This is a genomic window from Streptomyces sp. NPDC030840 (genome assembly GCF_055572015.1).
Genome location: NZ_JBVIEE010000008.1, coordinates 209,853 through 231,876 on the forward strand (window position 1 = coordinate 209,853; position 22,024 = coordinate 231,876).

Genomic DNA, 22,024 nt, shown 5'->3' on the forward strand with positions numbered 1-22,024 from the left:
GGATCGGGAGCAGTAGACCATCGTGAGCAGCGAGAACTCTTCGGCGGACGACGTACAGCGGGTGTGGGACGTCGTCGTGGTGGGCGCGGGACCCGCGGGGGCCTCGGCGGCCTACGCGGCGGCGGTCGCGGGACGGCGCGTCCTGTTGCTGGAGAAGGCGGAGCTGCCCCGCTACAAGACGTGCGGCGGCGGCATCATCGGCCCCTCGCGCGACGCGCTGCCGCCCGGCTTCGAACTGCCGCTCCAGGACCGGGTGCACGCGGTCACGTTCTCGCTGGACGGCCGCTTCGCGCGCACCCGCCGCTCCAAGCAGATGCTGTTCGGGCTGATCAACCGGCCCGAGTTCGACCAGCAGCTCGTCGAGCACGCGCAGAAGGCGGGCGCGGAGCTGCGCACGGGCGTCACCGTCTCCCGGGTCGAGCAGCACGGGTCTGCGGTGCCGGACCGGCGCACTGTCGCCGTCGTCCTGCAGGGCGGCGAGACCGTGCTCGCGCGGGCCGTGGTCGGCGCGGACGGCAGCGCGAGCCGCATAGGGGCACACGTCGGGGTGAAGCTTGACCAGGTCGACCTCGGTCTGGAGGCGGAGATCCCGGTGCCTCAGACCGTCGCCGAGGACTGGAAGGGGCGGGTGCTCATCGACTGGGGCCCGATGCCCGGCAGTTACGGATGGGTCTTCCCCAAGGGCGACACGCTGACGGTGGGGGTCATCTCGGCGCGGGGTGAGGGCGCCGCCACCAAGCGGTACTTGGAGGACTTCATTGGGCGGCTCGGTCTCGCCGGTTTCGAACCGAGCATCTCCTCCGGTCACTTGACGCGCTGCCGCGCCGACGACTCGCCGCTGTCGCGCGGGCGGGTGCTGGTGTGTGGGGACGCGGCGGGGCTGCTGGAGCCGTGGACCCGCGAGGGCATCTCGTTCGCGCTGCGGTCGGGGCGGCTCGCGGGGGAGTGGGCGGTGCGGATCGCGGAGGCGCACGACGCGGTGGACACCCGGCGCCAGGCCCTGAACTACGCGTTCGCGATCAAGGCCGGGCTCGGCGTCGAGATGAGTGTCGGCAAGCGGCTGCTCACGGCCTTCCGGCGTCGTCCCGGACTGTTCCACGCGGCGCTCACCGGTTTCAGGCCCGCCTGGAAGGCGTTCATGGACATCACGCGCGGCTCGACCTCGCTGGGAGAGATCGTGCGCAGCCATCCGGTGGCTCAGCGGGCTCTGACGGCGCTCGACCGCTGACCGCACGGGCGCCGTCGGGTTCCGCGTCGGTCACGGCTTGACGGTGATCCGGAAGACGGGGTGGTCGGGGGCGGCCGCGATCAGCTCCTCGTCGGTGGACCTGGCCGTGACTCCCTTGAAGTACTGGTTGACCTCCCAGCCCCACTTCTCGAGGTAGGTCCGCAGGATCGGCGGCTTCTCCTCGTCGGGCAGCTCCACCGCCGTGAACTCGCGGACCTTCCTGCCGACCCGCAGTTCCCCGCCGCCCGCCACCCGCATGTTCCGCACCCACTGCGAGTGGCCGCGGGCCGAGACGAGGTACTGCCCGCCCTCGTACGTGTGGGGGTTGACGGGGATGCGCTGCATCTGTCCGCTCTTGCGGCCGCGCACCGACATCTCGGCGGAGCCCATGAGGCTGATGCCGTGCCGGGCGAGCCAGCCGACCACGCTGTTGAGGCGGACGTTGAGGGGGCTGCCCTTGAGGTAGTACGGCGATGACGACGACATGGTGACCTCCCGATGGTGAGAGCGGTGCTCTCTTTTGTGAGCAGTGCTCTCGCTCAAGGAGGAGTCTGCCTGAGATCAGTGATCCAAAGCAAGAGCACTGCTCTCGTTTGTGTGCGGCGCTCCTCCTCCGTGGCACACTGCCCAGCATGAGCAGCACACGAGGAGCCCGCACCGCCACGCAAGGAGCCCGTGCCCGCGCGCGGAGCGAAGTCACCGCCGCCATCAAGGACGAAGCGCGCAGGCACCTCGCCGCGGAGGGAGCGTCCAAGCTGTCGCTCCGCGCCGTGGCCCGCGAACTCGGCATGGCCTCCTCCGCCATCTACCGCTACTTTCCCAGCCGCGACGACCTGCTCACCGCACTCATCATCGACGCCTACGACTCCCTCGGCGAGGCCGCGGAGACCGCGCACGCCCGGGTTGCCGGGGCCGCGCCCGCCGAGCGGTGGATCGCCGTGTGCGAGGCGGTGCGCGGGTGGGCGCTGGAGCATCCGCACGAGTACGCGCTGATCTACGGTTCGCCCGTGCCCGGCTACTCCGCGCCCGACACCACCGTGCCGGCGGCCTCGCGGGTCTGGCAGCTCGCCATGGGGATCGTGCGGGACGCCCACCGGGGGAGGGGCGTGGCCCAGTGGAAGCTGTCGGCCGAGGTCACGCCGGAGGCGGAGCGGATGGCCGCCGATCTCGCGCCCGATCTGCCGCCCGCTGTGATCGCGGCGCTCGTCGCATCCTGCGCACAGCTGTTCGGGCTGGTCAACTTCGAGGTGTTCGGACAGTTCCACCGCGTCGTCGAGGACCGCGAGGCCTTCTTCCGGCACGCGGCGGCCCAACTCGCCCACCACGTGGGGCTCGTGTTCCCCGGGGCCTGACGCTCCGGGTCCTGACGGGGCGCTGCGGCCAGGGCGTACTTCGCGAGGAGTACGTGTGATCACCTCGCTCGGGTGACGCACCGCAGGGCGGGCGGCGTCTAGCGTGGCGGTCATGGAAGAGCAGGGCGCGGGCACACCGACCCGGCCGCGGGGAGGACCACCGTGGCGACGGGGGCCGGGCGGCCCTCCCGGGTGGTCGGGCGGGCCCGGGTGGTGGCCGGGTGGTCCGCCGTGGTGGGCGCGGTCCGACGAGGACGCGGGCTCCCGCCTCCCGTGGCGCTCCACACTGCTGATCACCGTCTTCGTCGTGGCCGGCTCGAACGCCGCCGCCCGGTTCCAGGAGGCGGAGCACGCGTCCCTCGGCTTGTTCGCGCGCGTGCTCCTGGTCGTCGGCTCGGTCCTGCTGCTGTGGCGGCAGCGGTATCCGGTGCTCGTCGCCTTCGGGACGGCCGCCGCGGCCATGCTCTATCTGGGGGCCGGGTATCCGTACGGACCGGTGTTCCTCACGGTCGCCCTGGGCTGCTTCAGCGCGATCGTCACCGGACACCGCAAGGCCGCCTGGGCGGCGGTCGGGACACTGTGGGTGGGGCACGCCCTGGTGGCGCACTGGCTGTACCGGTGGCTGCCACCGCCCGGCGGCGACGCCGCCCCCTGGGGGTCGGAAGTGCCCGTCGCCGCGTGGATCATCGCGATCGTCGCGGTCTCCGAGCTGGTCCGGGTGCGCCGCGAGCAGTGGGCCCGCGAACGTGCCGAGCGCGCCCGGGCGGCCCGCCGGCGCGCCGACGAGGAGAGGCTGCGCATCGCCCGGGAACTGCACGACGTCCTCGCCCACAGCATCTCCGTGATCAATGTGCAGGCCGGGGTCGGGCTCGCGCTCCTCGACTCCGACCCCGAGCAGGCCCGTACTGCCCTCACCACCATCAAGGCGGCCAGCAAGGAGGCCCTGGGCGAGGTCCGTCAGGTGCTCGACACGCTGCGGGCCCGGGGTGACGCCCCGCGCGCCCCGGCACCAGGACTCGGCCGGCTGCCGGAACTCGTCGAGCAGGCGGCCGGTGCGGGGCTCACGGTCCACGTGGAGGGTGAGGCGCCCCCGCTCCCGCCCGGCGCCGACCTCGCCGCGTTCCGCATCGTGCAGGAGGCCCTCACCAACGTCGTACGGCATTCGGGGTCGCGGCACGCGCGCGTGCACCTCGAACAGGCGGCAGGGGCGCTGCGGTTGCGCATCGACGACGACGGGCCGGCGACCGGCGCGGACGCGGGCGGCAGCGGAAACGGCCTTGCCGGAATGCGGGAGCGGGCCGCCGCCCTCGGTGGCATGATCGAGGCGGGGCGCCGGGACGACGGCGGGTTCCGGGTGCTCGCCGACCTGCCGCTCACGTCCGGCGGGGCCCGCGAGGCCAAGGAGGACCGGTGATCCGCGTACTGCTCGCCGACGACCAGTCACTGGTCCGCGCAGGCTTCAGGGCACTCCTCGACGCGCAGCCCGGCATCGAGGTCGCCGGGGAGGCCGCCGACGGTGAGGAAGCACTGCGCGGGGTGCGCGCACTGCGACCGGACGTCGTCCTCATGGACATCCGGATGCCACTTCTCGACGGGCTGGCCGCGACCCGCCGTATCACCGGCGATCAGGACCTGACGGACGTCAAGGTCGTCATGCTGACCACCTTCGAGCTCGACGAGTACGTCTTCGAGGCCATCCGCTCCGGTGCGTCGGGCTTCCTGGTCAAGGACACCGAGCCGGAGGAACTGGTGCGCGCGGTACGGGCCGTGGTCGAGGGCGACGCGCTGCTCTCACCGGGAGTGACCCGCCGGCTGATCTCGGAGTTCGCGGCCCGCTCGAAGGAGCCCGCGGCGGCGGCGTCGCTCGCCGGACTCACCGAGCGGGAACGGGAGGTGATGGCCCTCGTCGGCATCGGTCTGTCCAACGAGGAGATCGCCCGCCGCCTGGTCGTCAGCCCGCTGACTGCCAAGACCCATGTGAGCCGCACGATGGTGAAGCTGGGCGCGCGCGACCGGGCCCAACTGGTCGTGCTGGCCTACGAGTCCGGACTGGTGCGGCCGGGCTGGCTGGGCTGAGATCCGGCCCGACGGGATGAACGGCGGGGCACCGCTGCCCGGCCGCTGCCGCGGTTGAAACGGAGCAGCACGCTCACCACCCGAACAGCGAAGAGCGGGGCCGCCAGCACGGCACCGGAGAGAACGAGCACACGTTCCACACCATCCGGCAGCGCGAAGAGCAGGGCCGGACCGGCCAACACCCCGAACACCAAGGCCGCCGCGAACGCCGCGCTGACCAGCGCGTATCCGATCTCCACGGTGATCGCGTCCCGATCGGCCTGTGTGCGCCGTCCCTGCGTCTCGTACACGCCGCTTTCCCGTCCCCCGTCAGTCTCCATGCGCCGTATCCAACAGGTGGGCGCCCGGCGGGGCAAGACAGCCCGCCGGGCGCCGGGCCCCTGCCTCACCTTCATGTCACGGCGGAGTTCTCCCGCCACAGCGCCGCCACCGACTCGTCGCCCGTGACGCCCGGCAGGGGCAGCCTGTTCCACAGCGACAGGTAGAGCCGCGCGGCAGGACCGGCCACCTCGCAGTCCGCCTCCGCCGTCTCGCCCCGCTCGCCCAGCGGCGGCCCGGACGACAGCCGTACGGTCCACACGGTGCCCGTGTCCGTCGCCCGCACCCGCCAGATCCGCGGCCGGTCCGTGCGCACCCTGCTCTTCTCCCGCGCGTGGAAGCCGAGCAGCAACTCGTCGACGCCGTCGACCGCGAAGTCCGGGGCGATCGCGAAGTCCGGCGCGTTCGCCCCGACCGCCTCGGCACTCCCGTCGCGTGCCGCCTGCGCGTCCAGCCGGTGCACGGTCGTCTCGTGCGCCTGCCGCCGTGCCCAGAAGGCCAGCGGCGAGGGCGCGGGCAGGAAGCTCCAGCACGCCACGTCCACGGGTGCCGCGGTGATGGTGTCGACGAGCCACGCGTGGCCCTCCCGGAACCAGGCCAGGAGTTCGGCGCCGTCCAGGTCCGGCTCGCCCTCGTCCGGGTGGTACGACATGTGGCCCTCGGCGACGAACGCCCCCGCCCAGCGGTGCACCATCCCCGTGTGCCGCAACAGGTCCCGCACCTGCCAGTCGGGGCACGTCGGTACCCGTGCCCCGGTCCCCGCGGTCTCGGCGGCCGCGGCCAGCAGCCGGCCCTCCTTGTCGAGGGCCTCGATGTGCTCGGCGATGTCCATGGGCCGAGTGTGCCGGACGGAGTGCGGTCGAGGCAGTACCGGGCCCGCCCGCGGGGCCGGGCACCCCGGCGTCAGCTCACCGTCCAGCGCTTGATCAGACCCCCGATGACGGCGGCCACCCCGGCCAGGACCGCCACGCTGGTGAGGGCGGCCGACAGGGAGAACCAGTCCGCCATGAACCCGATCGCGGGCGGTCCCAGGAGCATGCCGCCGTAGCCGAGGGTCGAGGCGGTCGCCACGCCACTGGGGCCGGCCAGCGCACCGGCACGTTCGACGGCGACCGGGAAGATGTTGGCGAGCCCGAGCCCGGTGACCGCGAAGCCGGCCAGCGCCGCCCACAGGGTGGGCGCGAGCGATCCGAGCAGCATGCCGGCCATGGCCGTCGCGCCGCCTGCCACGACGGTACGCCTCCGGCCCAGACGTTCGAGCAGCGTCGTCCCGGTCAGCCGCCCGATGGTCATGGCGAGCGCGAAGCACGAGTAACCGATCGCGGCCATGCCCGGCGAGGCGTTCAACGCCTGCTCCAGGTGCAGAGCGCCCCAGTCGGCCAGTGCGCCCTCGCCGTACGCCGTGCAGAGCGCGATCAGACCGAGGACCGCCACGAGGCCGCGGGTCCGGGAGTCCGGTCGCCGTGGCACGTGCTCCTCGGCCCGCTCGCGGTCCACCGGGTCGGGCGGCGCTTGCTGGAGCAGCGTGCGTCCCGCGACGGCGGTCACCAGCAGACCGATCGCCGCGAGACCGAACAGATGCCCAGCGGGGGAGAGGGACCCCGCGACCAGTCCGCCGAGCCCCGCCCCCACCATGCCGCCCAGGCTGAACGCGGCGTGGAAGCTGGGCATGACGGGCCGCCGCAGCGCGGCCACGAGATCCACGGCGGCGCTGTTGAAGGCGACGTTGATGCCACCGTACGCGCTGCCGAAGACCAGCAGGACGGCGCCGAGTGCCAGTGCCGAGTGGGTGAGCGGTGGCAGGGTGACGCTGAGCGAGAGCATGACGCCGCAGATCACGGTCATGCGGTGGCTGCCGAAGCGGCGGCAGAGCCGTCCGGTGAGCATCATCGTGATGACGGCGCCCGCGGAGACGCCGAGGAGAGCGAGACCGAGCGCGCTGGCCGACGCGCCTGTCTGCTGTTTGATGGCGGGGATGCGCACCACCCAGCCGGCGAAGACGAAGCCGTCCAGGGCGAAGAACGCGGTGAGGGCCGTACGGAGCCGCGTCAGGTCGTTGCCCGGCACGGCGTCGCGGGTGCGGGATTTGTTTATTAACGGCACAAACGCAGGCTAGGTGCGGGCGAATGGAGGGGGCAAGGGAGCGTCGAGGTGCACGCGCCCGCAGTGTCGGCCCTGCGGCCTTGTCCTCGAACGCCGGACAGGCTCGTTTTCTCAGTGCCAGCCGAAACGGCGGTCCACCACCGCCGCGAACTCCTCCGGCGTCAGCACCGCGTCCCCGTTCTGGTCGGCGGCGTCGAACAGCGCGGACGAGGCGTCGGCGTCCTCCACTCCCCAGTACGGCAGGTCCCCCGCCGCGGCCAGGGACGGGCCCTTCGTCCGCAGGGCGATGATCACTTCCTCACGGGTCAGGATCCCGTCGCTGTCGAGGTCGAGTGCTTCGAACAGCTTCCGTGCCTTGTCACTCATCACGTCGTCCCCGTCCTCTTCGGCGGCGGGCACCCCGGTCCCACTCACGGGCGGAACGCCTCGCGTCCCGCCCGGGTTCCCCGTATCCCCAGTCTCCTCCCTCTCGTCCGTCTCCTCTCTGCTCCGTCCCCGTTGTGGCTCGCTGCTCGGTGGCCGCGGATGCCGTGCGGGTCGGCTTGCCCAGTGCCCAGAAGAGCACGCCGAGGAGCATGAACCCGGCGAGCGGGACGGCCTCCGTCAGCAGGTACTTCCAGCGCTCGTCGTGACTCCAGCCGTCCGGCGCGTAGTCGGAGCCGAACCAGTGGTCGCCGAGTCCGGGAGCGGCCAACCGCACGCCGGCGAACAGCACGAGCAGGGTGAGCACCGCACTGATGGTTCGGGGGAAGAGCGCCTTGTAGGGGCATGGGGTGCCCGGGGCCTTGCGGCGCAGGACCGCGAGCGCCGGGAGTTTCAAGACACCCCCTGGCTCTGCGGGACGTCCTTGACGAACACGATTCCGTCGCTCTCGGCCAAGTGGGCGGGGTCCAGTGGGGAGTATCCGTGGTAGGGGGACACGCGGGGGGCGGGCCGTGCGTCTTCCAGGGCGGTGGCCAGCCGGGGCGCGTCGACGACGCAGCGGTCCTCCGGGAGCGTGTACAGGAGTCCTTCGACGGTGTCCGGCGGCGGGGTGCCCACGCCCTGGTGCCGGATCGTGCCGAGGGCCGTGGCCAGGAAGGCGTACCGCTCGCCCAGATGGGCGCTCACGAGGGCGCCGGCGCCCCACCACTCCACCGGCAGGCCGCCCATCCGCATCGTGCTCCTGGCCCGCTGGAGATGCCCGTTGTGGGCGTGCACCAGTGCCGGGCCCCGTTCGGCGACGGCGAGGAGGTTGGCGGCCATCATCTGGTCCCGCAGGCCCACCAGCCGCGTCATACGGCTCGGTGAGGTGTCCGCCATCCAGAAGTGGTAGCGCAGCAGGCCGGTCGCGGTGCGCCCGTACAGGCGCGCCCGGTCCCAGTCCTCCCGGGAGGTCGCCGTGATCAGATGCGGCGTCTGCGTGTCGAGCAGCGCCACCAGGTCGTCGGCGAGCAGCCGCAGCTCCCTCGCCTCCGCCGACTGTCCCAGGGACTGGGCCGGGTCCATCATCGCGGCGGGGTTGGTCCACCGGTCGTCGCCACCGAGCAGACGGTCGAGCGTCTCGGCGGTACAGGGGAGCAGGTCCGCGTCCACCCGGGCCGCGAGGTAGCCGTGGAGTGCGGTGAGTGCCTGCCGGGGACTCGCGGCGCCGGTGATCTCCAGCGGGCCGTCGACACCGGCGAAGCGGAGCCGCTCGGACGCCGGCCGGCCGTTGTTGTGGGCGCGCATCCAGCGCACGAGCTCGCGGTTGGCCGCGGACGCGCCCCACCCATGGCTGAATCCGCGCTCCATGACCTCGTCGAGGGTGCCCGTGCCCAAGGTGACGTGGTCGTCCACGACCAGCCCCATCATGCAGTCGCTCTCGATCGCGATCGTCCGGTAGCCCTCCTGCTCGACGAGCCGGCGGAACAGCTCGTTGCGCAACTCGAGCAGCGTGTCCTCGCCGTGCGTGGGCTCGCCCAGGGCGAGGAGCCTCGGCGGTGCCGGGAGCAGCTTCATGACGGCGGTGGCATCGACGGCATGGGCGGTGTCCTTGATGTCAGTGACCATGCCTTGAACGGTATCGTTGAACTGTCGATTGAAAGTTTTCCGCGACGTCGGCCAGCATTTCGGCAGAAACATCGGTAACAGCATGAGGCGCAACCCTCAAAGAGGTGGTCGGCTCAGGCCGGTCGATCTCGCGCGGGCGCACGGTCTGTCGACCCAGGCGATCAGGAACTACGAGGAGGCCGGCATCCTTCCGGCCGCCGAGCGCACGCCCAGCGGCTACCGCACCTACACCCCGCTGCACGCCGCGGCCCTGCGCGCGTTTCTCGCCCTCGTGCCCGGCCACGGCCACCAGACGGCGACGTCGATCATGCGGGCGGTGAACGAGGGCTCGGCCGATGAGGCGTTCCGCCTGATCGACGAGAGCCACACCCAGCTCCTCGACGACCGCCGGACCCTCCAGGCCGTGGAGAGCGCCCTGCGCGACCTGGAGCCCAGCACGGCCTCCGGGCCCGGCGCGGGGGCCGAGCCCCCCGCGGTGTCCGGGCCCGGCGTCACCTTCATCGGGCCGCTGGCCCACAAGCTCGGAATACGGCCCGCGACGCTGCGAAAGTGGGAGCGCGCCGGGCTGGTGCGCCCGCGCCGCGACCGGCAGACCGGGTACCGCGTCTACGACGAGAGCGATGTACGGGACGCCCGGCTGGCCCACCAGCTCAGGCGGGGCGGCTACCTGCTGGAGCAGATCGCCCCGCTCATCGCCCAAGTACGGGCGGCCGGCGGGCTGGAGCCGCTGGAGTCCGCACTGCGCGACTGGCGGGGACGGCTGTCCACCCGCGGGCGGGCGATGCTGACCGGGGCGGCCGAACTGGACGCGTATCTCCGCGAGCGCGGATGAGCCGGCGGCCGCCGGGGGCAGGGGGAGCCCACCCAGCGGCAGACAACAGCCCGCCGAGTGCCGAGCGGCTCGTTGAGGGGACGGTGTGACGCGGTTGTAGGGTGCCTCACATGTCGGAACTTGCGCCGGGAGCGCAGCCGTTCACCACTCAGACAGAGTCCGGAACGCTCGAGGACCTCCGCTCGCGGTTGCGTGCGACGCGCTGGCCGGACGCGCCCGAGGACGCCGGGTGGTCGCTCGGGACCGATGTCGACTACCTGCGTGAGCTGGTCGCGTACTGGGCGGACGGGTTCGACTGGCGGGCGCGGGAGGCGGAGCTCGGCCGGCTGCCCCGCTTCCGCGTGCAACTCGGCGGCCTGGGGATCCACTTCGTGCACGCCCGGGCTGCCGATCCGGCCCGACCCGTGCTGCCGCTGGTCCTCAGCCACGGCTGGCCGGACTCCTTCTGGCGGTACTCGAAGGTCATCCCGCTCCTCACCGATCCCGGCGCGCACGGCGCCGACCCCGCCGACGCGTTCGACGTGGTCGTACCGGACATGCCGGGCTACGGCTACTCCGAGCGTCCCGTCGGCCCGCCCCTCGACACTGTCGCCGTCGCGGGCCTGTGGGCCGAGCTCATGGGCGTCCTCGGGTACACGCGGTTCGGCGCGGCGGGCGGGGACATGGGCAGTCACGTGAGCCGCTACCTCGCCCTCGACCACCCCGACCGGGTCGTGGCCGTGCACCGCACGGACGCGGGCCTGCCCGTCTTCACCGGCGACCCGGCGGAGCTCACGGCCGAGGAGCGCGCCTGGCTCGCGGACTGCGCTGCCTGGGCCGCGACCGAGGGCGCCTACGGCGCCATGCACCGCACGAAGCCCCAGACCGCCGCCGTCGGGCTCACCGACTCGCCGGCCGGGCTCGCCGCGTGGATCGTCGAGAAGCTCCAGGGGTGGAGCGACTGCGGCGGCGACATCGAGCGGAGCTTCACCAAGGACGAGATCCTCACCAACGTCACGCTCTACTGGCTCACCGGGACGATCGGTTCGTCGATGCGCGCGTACCACGCGAACGCGGCGATCCCGCCCGCACAGCTCACCCGCCGGGTCGAGGTGCCGTCCGGGTTCTCCCTTTTCCGCGGTGACGTCGTCCGTCCGCCGAGGGCGTGGCTGGAGCGCACGGCGAACGTCGTGCGCGTGACCGAGCCCCCGCGCGGCGGGCACTTCGCGCCGTTCGAGGAACCCGAGCTCTACGCGGAGGAGTTGCGCGCGTTCTTCCGCCCCTTCCGGGCGGCAACGGACTGAGGACGCCTCGGGACGCCTTCACCGCCGGCGCTCCGAGGCTTAGCAGGATGGTGCCGCGGTGTCAGGTGCCCCGTGGCGGCGGAAGTCAGGGAAGAGCGGGAGCAGGACGAGCGCGACCGCGAAGGTCAGGGCTCCGCCGCCGGTGACCGCCCACGTGGCGCCGAAGGCGGCACCCGCCGTGCCGTGCACGAGGTCGCCCAACCGCGGCCCGCCCGCGGACACCACGGTGTCGACTCCCTGCAGCCGGCCCCGCATCCCGTCCGGCACGGCGGTCTGCAGGACCGTGCGGCGGAAGACCCCCAGCGCCAGGAGCGTGACGCCCGCCAGAACCAGCCAGCCTGCCGCCCAGATCAGCGAGCGGGCCGTCCCGAACCCCGCGACGGCCAGGCCCCACAGGCCCACCGCTGCCGCGACGGCGACACCATGGCGGCGGACGCGAGTGAAGCTCCCGGAGAGCAGCGCCCCCAGCACCCCTCCCGCCGACAGGGCGGCGTACAGCACTCCGATGTCCGACGCCTGGAAGGCCTCCTGCGCGAGTTGCGGGAAGAGCGCCGTGGGCAGGCCCAGGAACAGGGCGGCGAAGTCGGCGAGATACACCGCTCGCAGTACCCGGTTCCGCGCCACGAGACGCACGCCGTCCACGATCTGCCGTACGCCCGCGCCCCGCCTCCTCCCGCAACCCCCCGCAGGGGGCAGGGCCGGTAGCCGCCACACGGCCCACGCCGTCGCGCACACTGCGGCGGCGTCCGCCAGGTACAGCGTCGCGCTGCCCACGACCGGGAGCAGGCCGCCGGCCAGCAGCGGACCGGCGATCCCCGCCGACAGGACGACCATCGACTGCAGCGCGTTGGCAGCGGGCAGCAGACCGGGGCGAACCAGCCGGGGAACCACGGCTCTGCCCACCGCGGTGTTGGCGCCGAACAGAGCCTGCTGCACACCGACCAGCACGAGCAGCACGCCGACCGACCGGAGCTGCGCCCATGCCTGAGCCCACAGCAGCAGCGACACCACGCCGATGCCGTTCGTGGTCGTCAGCAGCACGCGCCGCCGGTCCCGTACGTCGGCGAACGCGCCTCCCCACAACGCCCCGGCCGCCATCGGGGCGAAGCCCACCAACCCGGCCAGCCCGACATGGGCCGAGGAGCCGGTGAGGCCGTAGATCTCCAGCGGCACGGCGACCGCCGTCAACTGCGCTCCCAGTGACGTCACGATGCCGGCCGCCCACAGCCGCCGGAAGTCGTCCCCGCGCAGCGGCCGTACGTCGACCAGCACCCCTCGTCCCCGCACCCGCGCCCCTCCGCCGCCCGCAGCACCCATCCGTGAACCGATGCTGCGGGCTCCCCCTGGGGCAAGGTCAACGAGTTGGCCAGGCCCCGGGAGAGAAGCTCACTGGCCTCGCCGGCGGAGGCGGAGGGTGAGGATCTGGAAGGGGCGCAGGCGCAAGCGGACCGAGTCCCCGGCCGCCTGATGGCTCGTCACATCACCGAGAGGGCGTTCCAGGAGGTCGGTGGCCGTGACGGACGCGAGGGGGAACCCGGTGGCGAGGGTGGCGCGGGTACGGACGCCGTGCGCCTCGTAGAGGCGGACGACGACGTCGCCCGACCGGTCGTCGGCGAGCTTCACGGCCTCGACGACCACCCCCTCGTGGTCGACCGCGACCAGGGGAGCGACGGGCGCGCTGCCCGGCAGCACACGCTCCGGCAGGTTGAGGCGGTAGCCCTCGCGGACGGCGTCGGCGAGGCCGGCGCCCACCACCAGGGCGTAGCGGAGCCGATGGGTGCCCTGGTCGGCGTCCGGGTCGGGGAAGCGGGAGGCGCGCAGCAGCGAGAGGCGGACCGTGGTCGTGGTGCCCCCGTCGGGGCGGACGTCGCGGGTGACGTCGTGACCGTACGTCGAGTCGTTGACCAGCGCGACGCCCCAGTCTCGCTCACCGACGTGCAGGAAGCGGTGAGCGCAGATCTCGAACTTGGCGGCGTCCCAGCTGGTGTTGGTGTGGGTGGGCCGCTCGACGTGCCCGAAGGGGATCTCGGCGGACGAGTGGGCGGCGCGCAGATCCAGCGGGAAGGAGGCTTTGAGGAGCTTCTCCGTCTCGTGCCAGTCGACGACGGTGTCGATCAGGAGCCGCCTGGAGTCCGCGGCCAGGGTCAGGGTCTGCTCGATCCGTGAGGCGCCGAAGGCACGGACGACGCGGACCCCGTCGTCCAGCGCGGTGACCGACTCGGCTTCGTTGAGGTCGCGGACGGCGTTGCGGTAGAAGACGTCGATGTCCCACGCGTCCCACTGGTTGGGGAAGTCCTGGTGCAGTTGCAGCAGGTTCGCGGTGGTGCCCGGCGGCAGCGCCTCGCGGTCGGCGCTCACGTCGTATGCGGAGGTGACCAGGCCACGGCCGTCGACGGTCACCCGGAGCAGGCCGTTGTCCAGGACGAAGCCGTCGCCGTCGGGGACGGGCGGTACGGGCGTGTCGGCCACCTCGGCGCGCGGAGCGGCGCCCAGCGCGGGGACGCCACCGCGTGCGTGGGGGGCGGCGTTGAAGACGATGGTGCCCGTGGTGGAGTCTGCGGGGGTGGCCGAGCCGGCCGCGTCGGCGGGCCCCGCGAGGGCGCGCTGAGCCTCCTCGACGATCTGCTCCAGCTCCCGGGCGACGACGGCGTACGTCTCCTCCGCCTCGCGGTGCACCCAGGCGATCGAGGTGCCCGGCAGGATGTCGTGGAACTGGTGCAGCAGCACCGTTTTCCACAGCCGGTCCAGCGCCTCGTACGGATACGGGTGCCCGTGGCGCACTGCGGCCGTGGCCGCCCACAACTCCGCCTCGCGCAGCAGGTGTTCACTGCGCCGGTTGCCCTGCTTGGTGGCGAGCTGGCTGGTCAGGGTGCCGCGGTGGAACTCCAGGTACAGCTCGCCGGACCACACCGGGGCGCCGCCGTTCGCCTCGTACTCGGCGTGGGCGCGGGCGAAGAAGGTGGAGGGCCGCTCCATGGTGACCCGGGCCGAACCCTCCAGATCGGCCAGCCGGGCGGCGCGGGCCAGCATCTCACGGGTGGGGCCGCCGCCGCCGTCGCCGTAACCGAACGGGACGAGGGAGTGGTTGGCGCCCGCCTTGTCCTGGAAGTTGCGCACGCTGTGGGCGACGTCGGCGCCGGAGAGGTCGCCGTTGTAGCTGTCGACGGGCGGGAAGTGGCTGAAGATGCGGGTGCCGTCGATGCCCTCCCACCAGAAGGTGTGGTGCGGGAACTTGTTGGTGGTGTTCCAGGAGATCTTCTGGGTGAGGAACCAGCGCACCCCGGCCAGCTTCATCAGCTGGGGCAGGGCCGCGTTGTAGCCGAAGGTGTCCGGGAGCCACATCTCCTCGGTCTCGACGCCGAACTCCTCCAGGTAGAACCGCTTGCCGTGGACGAACTGGCGGACCAGCGACTCGCCGCCGGTGAGGTTCGTGTCCGGCTCCACCCACAGGCTGCCCGTGGGCAGGAACTGGCCCCTCCTGGCCTTCTCCCGGGCGCGGGCGTACACGTCGGGCCGGTGCTCCTTGAGCCAGGCGAGTTGCTGGGCCTGGGACATCACGAAGCGGAAGTCCGGATGGTCGTCCATGAGCTGGGTGACGTTGGAGACGGTCCGGGCGACCTTGCGCACGGTCTCCCGCAGCGGCCACAGCCAGGCCGTGTCGATGTGCGCGTGCCCGACCGCGGAGATCCGGTGCGCGCTCGCGGTCGCGGGCGCCGCCAGGGCCGGGGCCAGTGCCTCGCGCGCCGCGGCGGCACTGCCGCCGACATCCTGCAGGTCCACCGCGTCCAGGGCGCGTTCGACGGCCCGCAGGATCTGCCAGCGGCGCGGGGAGTCCACCGGCAGTTCGTGCATCAGCTGGCCGAGGACGTCGAGGTCCTGGACGAGTTCGTGGACGGTGCGGTCGAAGACCGCGAGGTCCATCCGTCGCAGCCGGTAGAGGGGTTCGCCGGGGTCGGCCGACGGATCGTCGAGCCAGGGTGCCCGCCCGCCGACCGCGGTGGGGCCGAAGGTCAGCCGGCCGGGGGCGGTGTGCATGACCACCGGGTTGGCGGCGGCCTCGACGTACCGGACGAACTCCTCGCCGCCGTCGGCCGATTCGGTGACCGGCAGCCAGATGTTGCGGGGGTTGAGCGCCTTCACCGCGGTGCCGTCGGCCCGGTGGACCAGACCCTCGGCGGAGAAGCCGGCGGAGTGGGTCGAGAAGCCGAGGTCGAGCACGGCCTCGACGGGGAGTCCCGCCCAGTCCCGCGGGATCTCCCCGCTGACCCGGAACCAGCTCGTCGACCAGGCGGGGCCCCACCGGTCACCGATCCGCGCCGGACGGTAGGGAGCGGCCAGCGCGTCACGGACCGGCACGGGCTCGCCGGGGACGTTCCAGATCTCCACGTGCAGGGGGACGGACCGGGCGTGGACAGCCGGCCGTATGCGTTCGTTCAGCACCCGGGCGAGCCGCTGCTCGGAGACTTCACGGTCGTTGTGCATGGGTTGTTCTTCTCCGGGGGGTGGGGGAGGGGCCGCTCTGTGAGGGGTTCACCCCTTGAGGGCGCCGCCGAGAGCGAAGCCGCCGCCGAGCTTCCGGGCCAGCAGCACGTAGAGCATCACGACGGGCAGGGAGTACAGGATGGAGAACGCCGACAACTGCCCGTACTGCGTCTGGTCATGGGCGCTGAGGAAGGTGAACACGCTGACGGACGCGGGGAGCTTCTCCGGGGACAGCAGCAGGATGAACGGGACGAAGAAGTTCCCCCACATGCCGATGAAGGTGAAGACGGTGACGACGGTGACGCCGGGCCGCATCAGCGGCAGGACGACCCGCCACAGCACGTGCGCGGTGTTCGCGCCGTCGATCCGGGCGGCCTCCTCCAGCACCATCGGTACGCCGTCCATGAAGTTCTTCATCAGCCAGATCCCGAAGGGCAGCGCCGAGGCCGCCAGGAACAGCGTGGTGCCGGGGACGGAGTCGATGAGGTTCACCTGCACGAACATGCTGTAGACGGGGATCATCACGGCGGTGATGGGCAGACCGGTGGAGAACAGGATCGTGTAGAGGAACGGCCGGCGCAGTCGGGAGCGATAACGGGACAGCGGATAGGCGGCCAGGAAGGACGCCGCCACCGTCACCAGGGTCGCGAATCCGCACAGCAGCAGGCTGTTGAGCAGCGGCCGGTAGGTGGTGTCGGCGTTGAGGACTGCGTCGAAGTTGCCGAGGGTGAGCGACGACGGCCACCGCAGCCGGAAGCTGTTGGTGTCGCCGACCGAGGCGATGAGCATCCACAGCAGGGGCAGGACGTACGTCACCGAAACGGCCAGCAGGACGGCGTTGACGGCGATGCGGCCGGCCAGGGAGCGGCGCCGGTGCGAGGCACGCGGTGTGGTGGCCGTCGCCGGCCGGTCGGACGCGGCACGCGACGGTGCGAGAACGGCCATCAGTCGTCCTCCAGTTTGAGCAGGCGGATGTACACGACGGAGAACAGGGCGCCGACCACCAGCAGCACGAGGGCGATGGCGGTGCCGTAGCCGATGAGGCTGTTCTGGAACGCCTGCTGGTACATGAAGATGGGCAGGGTCTCGCTCTTGTTGCCGGGACCGCCTCGGGTCATGGTGTAGATCAGGCCGAAGACGGAGAGCGTCTGGAGCGTGATCAGCATCAGGTTGGTCATGATCGACCCCCTGATGACCGGCAGGACGACCCGCCACAGCCGCTGCCAGGGACCCGCGCCGTCCATCTCGGCCGCCTCCACGAGCTCCTGCGGCACGTCGTTCAGGGCGGCGGTGAAGACCATCATCGAAAAAGCCGTGCCGCGCCAGACGTTGGCGAGGCAGACCGCCAGGATGGGCATCGTGTAGAGCCAGTTCTGCTGCGGCAGGCGCAGGGCGTCGAGAATCGAGTTCAGTGAGCCCTGGTTGTAGAAGAACGCGTACATCAGGTAGCCGGCGACCACCTCGGGCAGCACCCACGCGGCGATGACGACACCGTTGGTGAGCGCCCGGACCGGCTTCTCCGCCTTCTCCATCAGGACGGCCAGGGCGAGTCCCAGGGTGTTCTGGCCGATGACGGCGGAGCCCACCACGAACGCCAGGGTCAGCCAGACGGCGTTGAGGAAGTCGTGGTCCTCCAGAGCCCGCGTGAAGTTGTCCAGGCCCACGAAGTGGGTACCGGCCGCGCCCGTGAGCTGCATGTCGGTGAACGCGTAGTACACGCAGTACGCGATGGGCCCCGCGAGGAAGACGGCCAGCAGGACCACCGCCGGGAGCATCGGCAGACCACGCAGCAGGGAACGTACGGGGGCGGGAGGTGCCCCGTGGGGCCGGTGGCGATCACCGGCCTTGTGGGGCACCGACGTCCAAGCGGTCACGAGTCGCCCTTGACGGTCTTGTCGTCGCCGACGGCGGACTTCACGTCGCTGTCGAAGGTGGCGGCGGCCTTGTCGACGGAGGCCTGGCCGGTGGTCACCGACTCCATGGCCTTCTGGATCGCGGCCGAGACCTGGTTGTAGGCGGGCAGGCCGGGCCGGTAGTGGGTGTACTGCACCAGGTCCGTGAAGAACTTGTTGGTCGGCACGGAGTTGGCGTACGACGGATCGGTGGCGGAGTCCGTACGGACGGCGATGCTGGCGTTGGTGGCGTTCCAACTCGCGTGGTTGGCCTTTGTCTCGATCATCGTGAGGAACTTCCACGCCAGGTCCGGGTTCTTGGCCTTGGCCGGTATCGACCAGACCCAGCCGCCGGACATGCTGATCTTGCCGGGGCTCTGGCCGTTCTGGGTCGGCATCGCGGCGGTGCCGATCACGGTCTCCCAGTCCTTCCACGGCTTCGGGCTGGTGGAGCCCCAGTTGTTGGGCATCCAGGAGCCGTCGATGTCCATCGCGAGCTTGCCCTCGGGGATCAGTTCGGTGCCGACGGTGGTACCGAAGTTGGCGCCGAGGGCCTGGTCCACCGGCGGGCCGAGCTTCTCGCTGTAGACGGTGCGCACGAACTCCAGCGAGTCCTTGAAGGCCTTGCTGCCCACGACCCACTTCTTCCGGCTCGTGTCGTAGAGGGACTTGTCGCCCGCCGGGGTGCCGTACAGCAGCATCTCGAAGCCCTGCATGGAGGAAGCCTCGCCGCCGGCCGTACCGGTGTAGAGGTTCATGGGGATGACACCGGGCAGCTCGGCCTTCAGCTTCCGGGCGGCCCTGAGGATGTCGTCCCAGGTCTTCGGCTGCCACGGCACGGCTATACCGGCCTTCTCGAAGAGCTGCTTGTTGTACCAGATCCCGCGTGTGTCGGTGCCGTCCGGGACGCCGTACGTCTTGCCGTCCGAGGCGCCGCGCGCCGCGACCTTGGAGGCGGGCACGAACTTCGACCAGTCGCTCCACTTGGCGAGGTAGGAGTCGATGGGCTGGAGGTAGCCGCTCGCGATGTCGGAGTTGATCAGCGCGGTGTCCTCGTAGACGAGGTCGGGGGCGGTCGCGGGGGACCGCATCATGAGCTGGACCTTGGTGTAGTAGTCGTTCTCGGAGGCGGTGACCGGGACGAGGGTCACCTTGGTGCCCGGGTTGGCCTTGGTGAACTGCTTGACCACCGAGGAGAGGCGGTTGGCCTGGAGCTTGTTCTTGCTGTCCAGGTTCTGCCAGTAGACGACCTTGATCGACTTGGCGGAGCTCCCGGACGAACCGGAATCCCCGCAGCCGGAGGCGGCCAGGGCGGTGGCGGTGGTGAGTGCTGCGGCAGCGATGAGTCTCGAACGCACGGTGGTTCCTCCGGAACGCGAAACCTGAGGAGAAGAACGAGGGGAGGACGAGGAGAAGAGCGAGGGGAGGACGAGGAGAAGAACGGGAAAGCCGCGACTGGGGTGCGCGCCGCGGGCAGTACGAGCGAGGCGCTCCATGCGGCGCCACCCCGCGCGACCTGGCCTGGTGCGCCCGGCTTGATGGCCGTAGCTAAATCCAATTGATGGATGAAGTCAACGCTTCCGGCGTGTAAACTTTCGTCACGAACCGCCGTTCAGCACATAAAGGGGCATGGTTCGCGGTTCGGCTCACAACGCGCGTTCCGGTCGCGCCCGCGCCGATCAGTCGAGGACAACGAGAAGACACGAAGGAGCGGTAGGTGACCGACAGGTGACGATGCTCGGTGGCACGAACCTGCCCCGGGTCGGCGGGTACAACCAGGCCGTCGTGCTGGACGCCATCCGGACCAGGGGGCCCGTGAGCCGGGTCGAACTGGCCGCGCTCACCGGCCTGACCAACCAGACCGTCTCGAACGTCGTCCGCAAACTGCTCGACGCCGGCCTCGTCACGGAGACCGGCCAGGCGCCCTCCAGCGGAGGCAAGCGCCGCACCCTGCTGGCTCCCCGCCCCGACGGGGCCTACGCGCTCGGCGTCCATCTCGACCCCGACGCGGCCGTGATCGTCCTGGTCAACCTGGCCGGCGAGGCGATCACCAGCCGTCGGCTCAGGCTCACGGTCCCGAACGACCCCGCCGACGTCGTGGACCGGGTCGCCCGCGCGGCCCTCCGGCTCGTCGACCGGTCCGCCGTGGATCCCGACCGCCTGCTCGGCCTCGGCATCGCCGCTCCCGGGCCGATCGACGGCTCCTCGGGTGAGGTGGTCTCCCCGCCGAACCTCCCCGGCTGGGACCGCGTCCCCCTGCTGAAGATGTTCGCCGAGGCCACCGGCATGCCCGTGGCCCTGGACAACGACGCCACCGCCGCCGCCATCGGCGAACGCTGGATCGGCGGCGAGGCCAGAGCCGGCAGCTTCCTGTTCATCTACCTGGGTACCGGCATCGGTGCCGGCATTGTTCTCAACAACACCGTGCTGCACGGCGATTCGGGCAACGCGGGGGAGTTCGGGCACCTCGCCGTCGAACCGGGGGACCGCGTCTGTCACTGCGGCGGTACCGGCTGCCTCGGCCCCTACTGCAGCCCCGCCGCGATCATCGACGACTTCCTGCGCCGCCACGGACGGGCCGCCGCCGACCGCGTCGGCCTGGCCGGCGACCCCGCCTCCCTGCACAACGACTGGAAGCTGCTCCGCCGGGCCGCCCGCACCGGAGACGAGCAGGCCCGTGACGTCGTACGCGGTGCCGCGCGCCGTATCGGTCAGGCCGCCAGGGGCGCCGTCAGCCTGCTCGACGTCAGTCGTGTCGTCCTCGGCGGTGAGGGGCTGCGCGGCATCGAGCCCATCGTGTGCGAGGAGATCGACACGGCTGTCAACAGCACGTCCGTCGCCCGTGCCATCCGGCCCATCGCCATCGAGCAGAGCGTCATCGGCGACACCGTCGGAGCGGTCGGCGCCGCGTCACTCGTGCTCCACGGCAACTACACGCCCGGCTGGCGCATGCTCACCGAGGCCTCCGGCTGACCGGAACGGGACATGGTCGGCCGGCCCGGTGTCTCAGTCGCCGATCCGGTCGATCTGCCGCAGCTTGTTGGTCGCGTCCAGCGCGGCGACCTTGTACGACTCCGCGAGCGTCGGGTAGTTGAACACCGCGTCGACCAGGTAGTCGACCGTTCCCCCGCAGCCCATCACCGACTGCCCGATGTGGATGAGCTCGGTGGCTCCGGAGCCGAAGCAGTGCACCCCGAGCAGAGTGCGGTCCCGGGGTGAGACCAGCAGCTTGAGCATGCCGTGGGAGTCGCCGATGATCTGCCCCCGGGCGAGTTCCCGGTAGCGGGAGATGCCGACCTCGAACGGTACGCGGTCCTCGGTGAGCTGGTCCTCGGTGCGGCCGATGAAGCTGATCTCCGGGATGGTGTAGATGCCGATCGGCTGGAGGTGGTGCATCCGGCCCACCGGCTCGCCGCACGCGTGGTACGCCGCCGCACGCCCCTGCTCCATCGAGGTCGCGGCGAGCGCCGGGAAGCCGATGACGTCGCCGACCGCGTAGATGTGCGGGACCTCGGTGCGGTAGTGCTCGTCGACGGTGATCCGGCCGCGCCGGTCGGCGGACAGCCCGGCCCTGTCCAGATCGAGTTCGTCGGTCAGACCCTGCCGGCCCGCGGAGTACATCACGGTGTCCGCGGGGATCTTCTTGCCGCTCTCCAGAACGGTGAGCGTGCCCCTCGGATGGCGTTCGACCGCGGCGACGGTCTCCCCGAAGCGGAAGGCGACGGCCAGGTCCCGCAGGTGGTACTTCAGCGACTCGATCACCTCGACGTCGCACATGTCGAGCATCCCGGACCGCTTCTCCACCACCGTGACCTTGCTGCCGAGGGCCGCGAACATGGAGGCGTACTCCATGCCGATCACCCCGGCTCCGACGATCACCATGGAACGGGGCACCCGCTCCAGTGTGAGGACGTTGTCCGAATCCATGATCGTCCGCCCGTCGAACTCGACACTGTCCGGCCGGGCCGGGCGGGTACCGGTCGCGATGACGATGTGCTCGGCGGCGAACAGCCGCTCGTTGCCCGTCGCTTCGCGCAGCGCGACGGTGTGGGCGTCGACGAAGCGGGCGGTGCCGGAGAACAGGGCGACGTGGTTGCGCGCGAGCTGGCTGCGGATGATGTCGACCTCGCGGCCGACCACGTGCTGGGTGCGTGTGGTCAGGTCGGCGACGGTGATGTCCTCCTTCAGACGGTAGCTCTGGCCGTACAGGTCGCGCTGGGTGAGGCCGGTGAGATACAGCACCGCTTCACGAAGGGTCTTGGAGGGGATGGTCCCGGTGTGCAGGGAGACACCGCCGACCATGTCGGGGCGATCGACGACGGCGACGCGGCGGCCCAGCTTGGCCGCCGCGATGGCGGCCTTCTGGCCACCCGGACCGGATCCGATGACAAGCATGTCGAAGTCGGGCATTCTCGGAAGTCTGACAG

The 22,024-nt window shown here is 71.4% G+C and carries 20 protein-coding genes; 7 read left to right on the top strand and 13 right to left on the bottom strand.

Features of this window, described 5'->3' with window-relative positions; genetic code table 11:
- The first annotated feature begins 22 nt into the window (after nucleotides 1-22).
- Entirely contained in the window at nucleotides 23-1,228 is a 1,206-nt protein-coding gene (locus ACZ49J_RS19745) for a geranylgeranyl reductase family protein (protein ID WP_467449558.1), read from the top strand.
- A gap of 30 nt (nucleotides 1,229-1,258) precedes the next feature.
- Here ACZ49J_RS19745 and ACZ49J_RS19750 read toward each other — a convergent pair whose 3' ends face one another.
- Complete coding sequence (locus ACZ49J_RS19750; RefSeq protein WP_467449561.1) at nucleotides 1,259-1,714, bottom strand: nitroreductase family deazaflavin-dependent oxidoreductase; 456 nt, start codon at nucleotides 1,712-1,714, stop codon at nucleotides 1,259-1,261.
- 146 nt (nucleotides 1,715-1,860) lie between these two features.
- On the opposite strand from ACZ49J_RS19750, the gene ACZ49J_RS19755 reads away from it, so the two are divergent.
- The 3 genes from ACZ49J_RS19755 (at nucleotide 1,861) to ACZ49J_RS19765 (ending at nucleotide 4,656) form a co-directional block, all read left to right on the top strand.
- Entirely contained in the window at nucleotides 1,861-2,580 is a 720-nt protein-coding gene (locus ACZ49J_RS19755; protein ID WP_467449562.1) for a TetR/AcrR family transcriptional regulator, read from the top strand.
- Nucleotides 2,581-2,692: 112 nt separating this feature from the next.
- A complete protein-coding gene (locus ACZ49J_RS19760) occupies nucleotides 2,693-3,994 on the top strand; it encodes a sensor histidine kinase (RefSeq protein ID WP_467449564.1) in 1,302 nt (433 codons plus the stop codon).
- A complete protein-coding gene (locus ACZ49J_RS19765; protein ID WP_467449566.1) occupies nucleotides 3,991-4,656 on the top strand; it encodes a response regulator transcription factor in 666 nt (221 codons plus the stop codon). Before ACZ49J_RS19760 ends, ACZ49J_RS19765 begins: the two co-directional genes overlap by 4 nt.
- Here the strand turns inward: ACZ49J_RS19765 and ACZ49J_RS19770 are convergent.
- From ACZ49J_RS19770 to ACZ49J_RS19795, 6 genes are all read right to left on the bottom strand, one after another.
- Nucleotides 4,617-4,976: a DUF6332 family protein gene (locus ACZ49J_RS19770; RefSeq protein ID WP_467449567.1), complete on the bottom strand. Its 360-nt coding sequence runs from the start codon at nucleotides 4,974-4,976 to the stop codon at nucleotides 4,617-4,619. The genes ACZ49J_RS19765 and ACZ49J_RS19770 overlap by 40 nt on opposite strands.
- A gap of 71 nt (nucleotides 4,977-5,047) precedes the next feature.
- Nucleotides 5,048-5,806 (bottom strand): maleylpyruvate isomerase family mycothiol-dependent enzyme, encoded by a 759-nt coding sequence (locus tag ACZ49J_RS19775; RefSeq protein WP_467449568.1) that lies wholly within the window; start codon nucleotides 5,804-5,806, stop codon nucleotides 5,048-5,050.
- A gap of 71 nt (nucleotides 5,807-5,877) precedes the next feature.
- The gene (locus ACZ49J_RS19780) at nucleotides 5,878-7,041 is read right to left on the bottom strand and encodes an MFS transporter (protein ID WP_467449765.1); all 1,164 of its coding nucleotides are present in this window, start codon (nucleotides 7,039-7,041) and stop codon (nucleotides 5,878-5,880) included.
- 147 nt (nucleotides 7,042-7,188) lie between these two features.
- Nucleotides 7,189-7,443 (bottom strand): EF-hand domain-containing protein, encoded by a 255-nt coding sequence (locus ACZ49J_RS19785; protein ID WP_467449569.1) that lies wholly within the window; start codon nucleotides 7,441-7,443, stop codon nucleotides 7,189-7,191.
- Nucleotides 7,436-7,897: a hypothetical protein gene (locus tag ACZ49J_RS19790; protein WP_467449571.1), complete on the bottom strand. Its 462-nt coding sequence runs from the start codon at nucleotides 7,895-7,897 to the stop codon at nucleotides 7,436-7,438. Before ACZ49J_RS19790 ends, ACZ49J_RS19785 begins: the two co-directional genes overlap by 8 nt.
- Nucleotides 7,894-9,108: an erythromycin esterase family protein gene (locus ACZ49J_RS19795; protein ID WP_467449573.1), complete on the bottom strand. Its 1,215-nt coding sequence runs from the start codon at nucleotides 9,106-9,108 to the stop codon at nucleotides 7,894-7,896. The genes ACZ49J_RS19790 and ACZ49J_RS19795 overlap by 4 nt, the downstream gene beginning before the upstream one ends.
- Nucleotides 9,109-9,190: 82 nt before the next feature.
- On the opposite strand from ACZ49J_RS19795, the gene ACZ49J_RS19800 reads away from it, so the two are divergent.
- The gene (locus tag ACZ49J_RS19800) at nucleotides 9,191-9,940 is read left to right on the top strand and encodes a TioE family transcriptional regulator (RefSeq protein WP_467449575.1); all 750 of its coding nucleotides are present in this window, start codon (nucleotides 9,191-9,193) and stop codon (nucleotides 9,938-9,940) included.
- A 110-nt stretch (nucleotides 9,941-10,050) separates the two neighbouring features.
- Nucleotides 10,051-11,223: an epoxide hydrolase family protein gene (locus tag ACZ49J_RS19805; RefSeq protein WP_467449576.1), complete on the top strand. Its 1,173-nt coding sequence runs from the start codon at nucleotides 10,051-10,053 to the stop codon at nucleotides 11,221-11,223.
- 39 nt (nucleotides 11,224-11,262) lie between these two features.
- On the opposite strand, the gene ACZ49J_RS19810 is transcribed toward ACZ49J_RS19805, so the two are convergent.
- The 5 genes from ACZ49J_RS19810 to ACZ49J_RS19830 all read right to left on the bottom strand — a co-directional run bounded on the left by ACZ49J_RS19810 (nucleotide 11,263) and on the right by ACZ49J_RS19830 (nucleotide 18,955).
- Complete coding sequence (locus tag ACZ49J_RS19810; protein WP_467449578.1) at nucleotides 11,263-12,510, bottom strand: MFS transporter; 1,248 nt, start codon at nucleotides 12,508-12,510, stop codon at nucleotides 11,263-11,265.
- Between the two features lie 99 nt (nucleotides 12,511-12,609).
- Nucleotides 12,610-15,705, bottom strand: a complete 3,096-nt coding sequence (locus ACZ49J_RS19815) for an alpha-mannosidase (protein ID WP_467449580.1) — start codon at nucleotides 15,703-15,705, stop codon at nucleotides 12,610-12,612.
- 48 nt (nucleotides 15,706-15,753) lie between these two features.
- Nucleotides 15,754-16,650: a carbohydrate ABC transporter permease gene (locus ACZ49J_RS19820; protein WP_467449582.1), complete on the bottom strand. Its 897-nt coding sequence runs from the start codon at nucleotides 16,648-16,650 to the stop codon at nucleotides 15,754-15,756.
- Nucleotides 16,650-17,480, bottom strand: a complete 831-nt coding sequence (locus tag ACZ49J_RS19825) for a carbohydrate ABC transporter permease (RefSeq protein ID WP_467449768.1) — start codon at nucleotides 17,478-17,480, stop codon at nucleotides 16,650-16,652. Before ACZ49J_RS19825 ends, ACZ49J_RS19820 begins: the two co-directional genes overlap by 1 nt.
- 95 nt (nucleotides 17,481-17,575) lie before the next feature.
- A complete protein-coding gene (locus ACZ49J_RS19830; protein ID WP_467449583.1) occupies nucleotides 17,576-18,955 on the bottom strand; it encodes an extracellular solute-binding protein in 1,380 nt (459 codons plus the stop codon).
- Nucleotides 18,956-19,331: 376 nt separating this feature from the next.
- Between ACZ49J_RS19830 and ACZ49J_RS19835 the strand changes: the two genes are divergently transcribed.
- Complete coding sequence (locus ACZ49J_RS19835) at nucleotides 19,332-20,570, top strand: ROK family transcriptional regulator (protein WP_467449770.1); 1,239 nt, start codon at nucleotides 19,332-19,334, stop codon at nucleotides 20,568-20,570.
- A gap of 33 nt (nucleotides 20,571-20,603) precedes the next feature.
- Here the strand turns inward: ACZ49J_RS19835 and sthA are convergent, their stop codons facing one another.
- On the bottom strand, nucleotides 20,604-22,007 hold the full coding sequence (sthA, locus tag ACZ49J_RS19840) for a Si-specific NAD(P)(+) transhydrogenase (protein WP_467449584.1): 1,404 nt from the start codon (nucleotides 22,005-22,007) through the stop codon (nucleotides 20,604-20,606).
- Between the last annotated feature and the right edge of the window lie 17 nt (nucleotides 22,008-22,024).

Coding starts and splice junctions, on each gene's coding strand:
- ACZ49J_RS19815 (WP_467449580.1), bottom strand. CDS start 15,705: ATGCACAACGACCGTGAAGTCTCCGAGCAGCGGCTCGCCCGGGTGCTG.
- ACZ49J_RS19800 (WP_467449575.1), top strand. CDS start 9,191: ATGAGGCGCAACCCTCAAAGAGGTGGTCGGCTCAGGCCGGTCGATCTC.
- ACZ49J_RS19825 (WP_467449768.1), bottom strand. CDS start 17,480: ATGCTCCCGGCGGTGGTCCTGCTGGCCGTCTTCCTCGCGGGGCCCATC.
- sthA (WP_467449584.1), bottom strand. CDS start 22,007: ATGCCCGACTTCGACATGCTTGTCATCGGATCCGGTCCGGGTGGCCAG.
- ACZ49J_RS19760 (WP_467449564.1), top strand. CDS start 2,693: ATGGAAGAGCAGGGCGCGGGCACACCGACCCGGCCGCGGGGAGGACCA.
- ACZ49J_RS19755 (WP_467449562.1), top strand. CDS start 1,861: ATGAGCAGCACACGAGGAGCCCGCACCGCCACGCAAGGAGCCCGTGCC.
- ACZ49J_RS19835 (WP_467449770.1), top strand. CDS start 19,332: ATGCTCGGTGGCACGAACCTGCCCCGGGTCGGCGGGTACAACCAGGCC.
- ACZ49J_RS19805 (WP_467449576.1), top strand. CDS start 10,051: ATGTCGGAACTTGCGCCGGGAGCGCAGCCGTTCACCACTCAGACAGAG.
- ACZ49J_RS19750 (WP_467449561.1), bottom strand. CDS start 1,714: ATGTCGTCGTCATCGCCGTACTACCTCAAGGGCAGCCCCCTCAACGTC.
- ACZ49J_RS19795 (WP_467449573.1), bottom strand. CDS start 9,108: ATGGTCACTGACATCAAGGACACCGCCCATGCCGTCGATGCCACCGCC.
- ACZ49J_RS19770 (WP_467449567.1), bottom strand. CDS start 4,976: ATGGAGACTGACGGGGGACGGGAAAGCGGCGTGTACGAGACGCAGGGA.
- ACZ49J_RS19820 (WP_467449582.1), bottom strand. CDS start 16,650: ATGGCCGTTCTCGCACCGTCGCGTGCCGCGTCCGACCGGCCGGCGACG.
- ACZ49J_RS19785 (WP_467449569.1), bottom strand. CDS start 7,443: ATGAGTGACAAGGCACGGAAGCTGTTCGAAGCACTCGACCTCGACAGC.
- ACZ49J_RS19775 (WP_467449568.1), bottom strand. CDS start 5,806: ATGGACATCGCCGAGCACATCGAGGCCCTCGACAAGGAGGGCCGGCTG.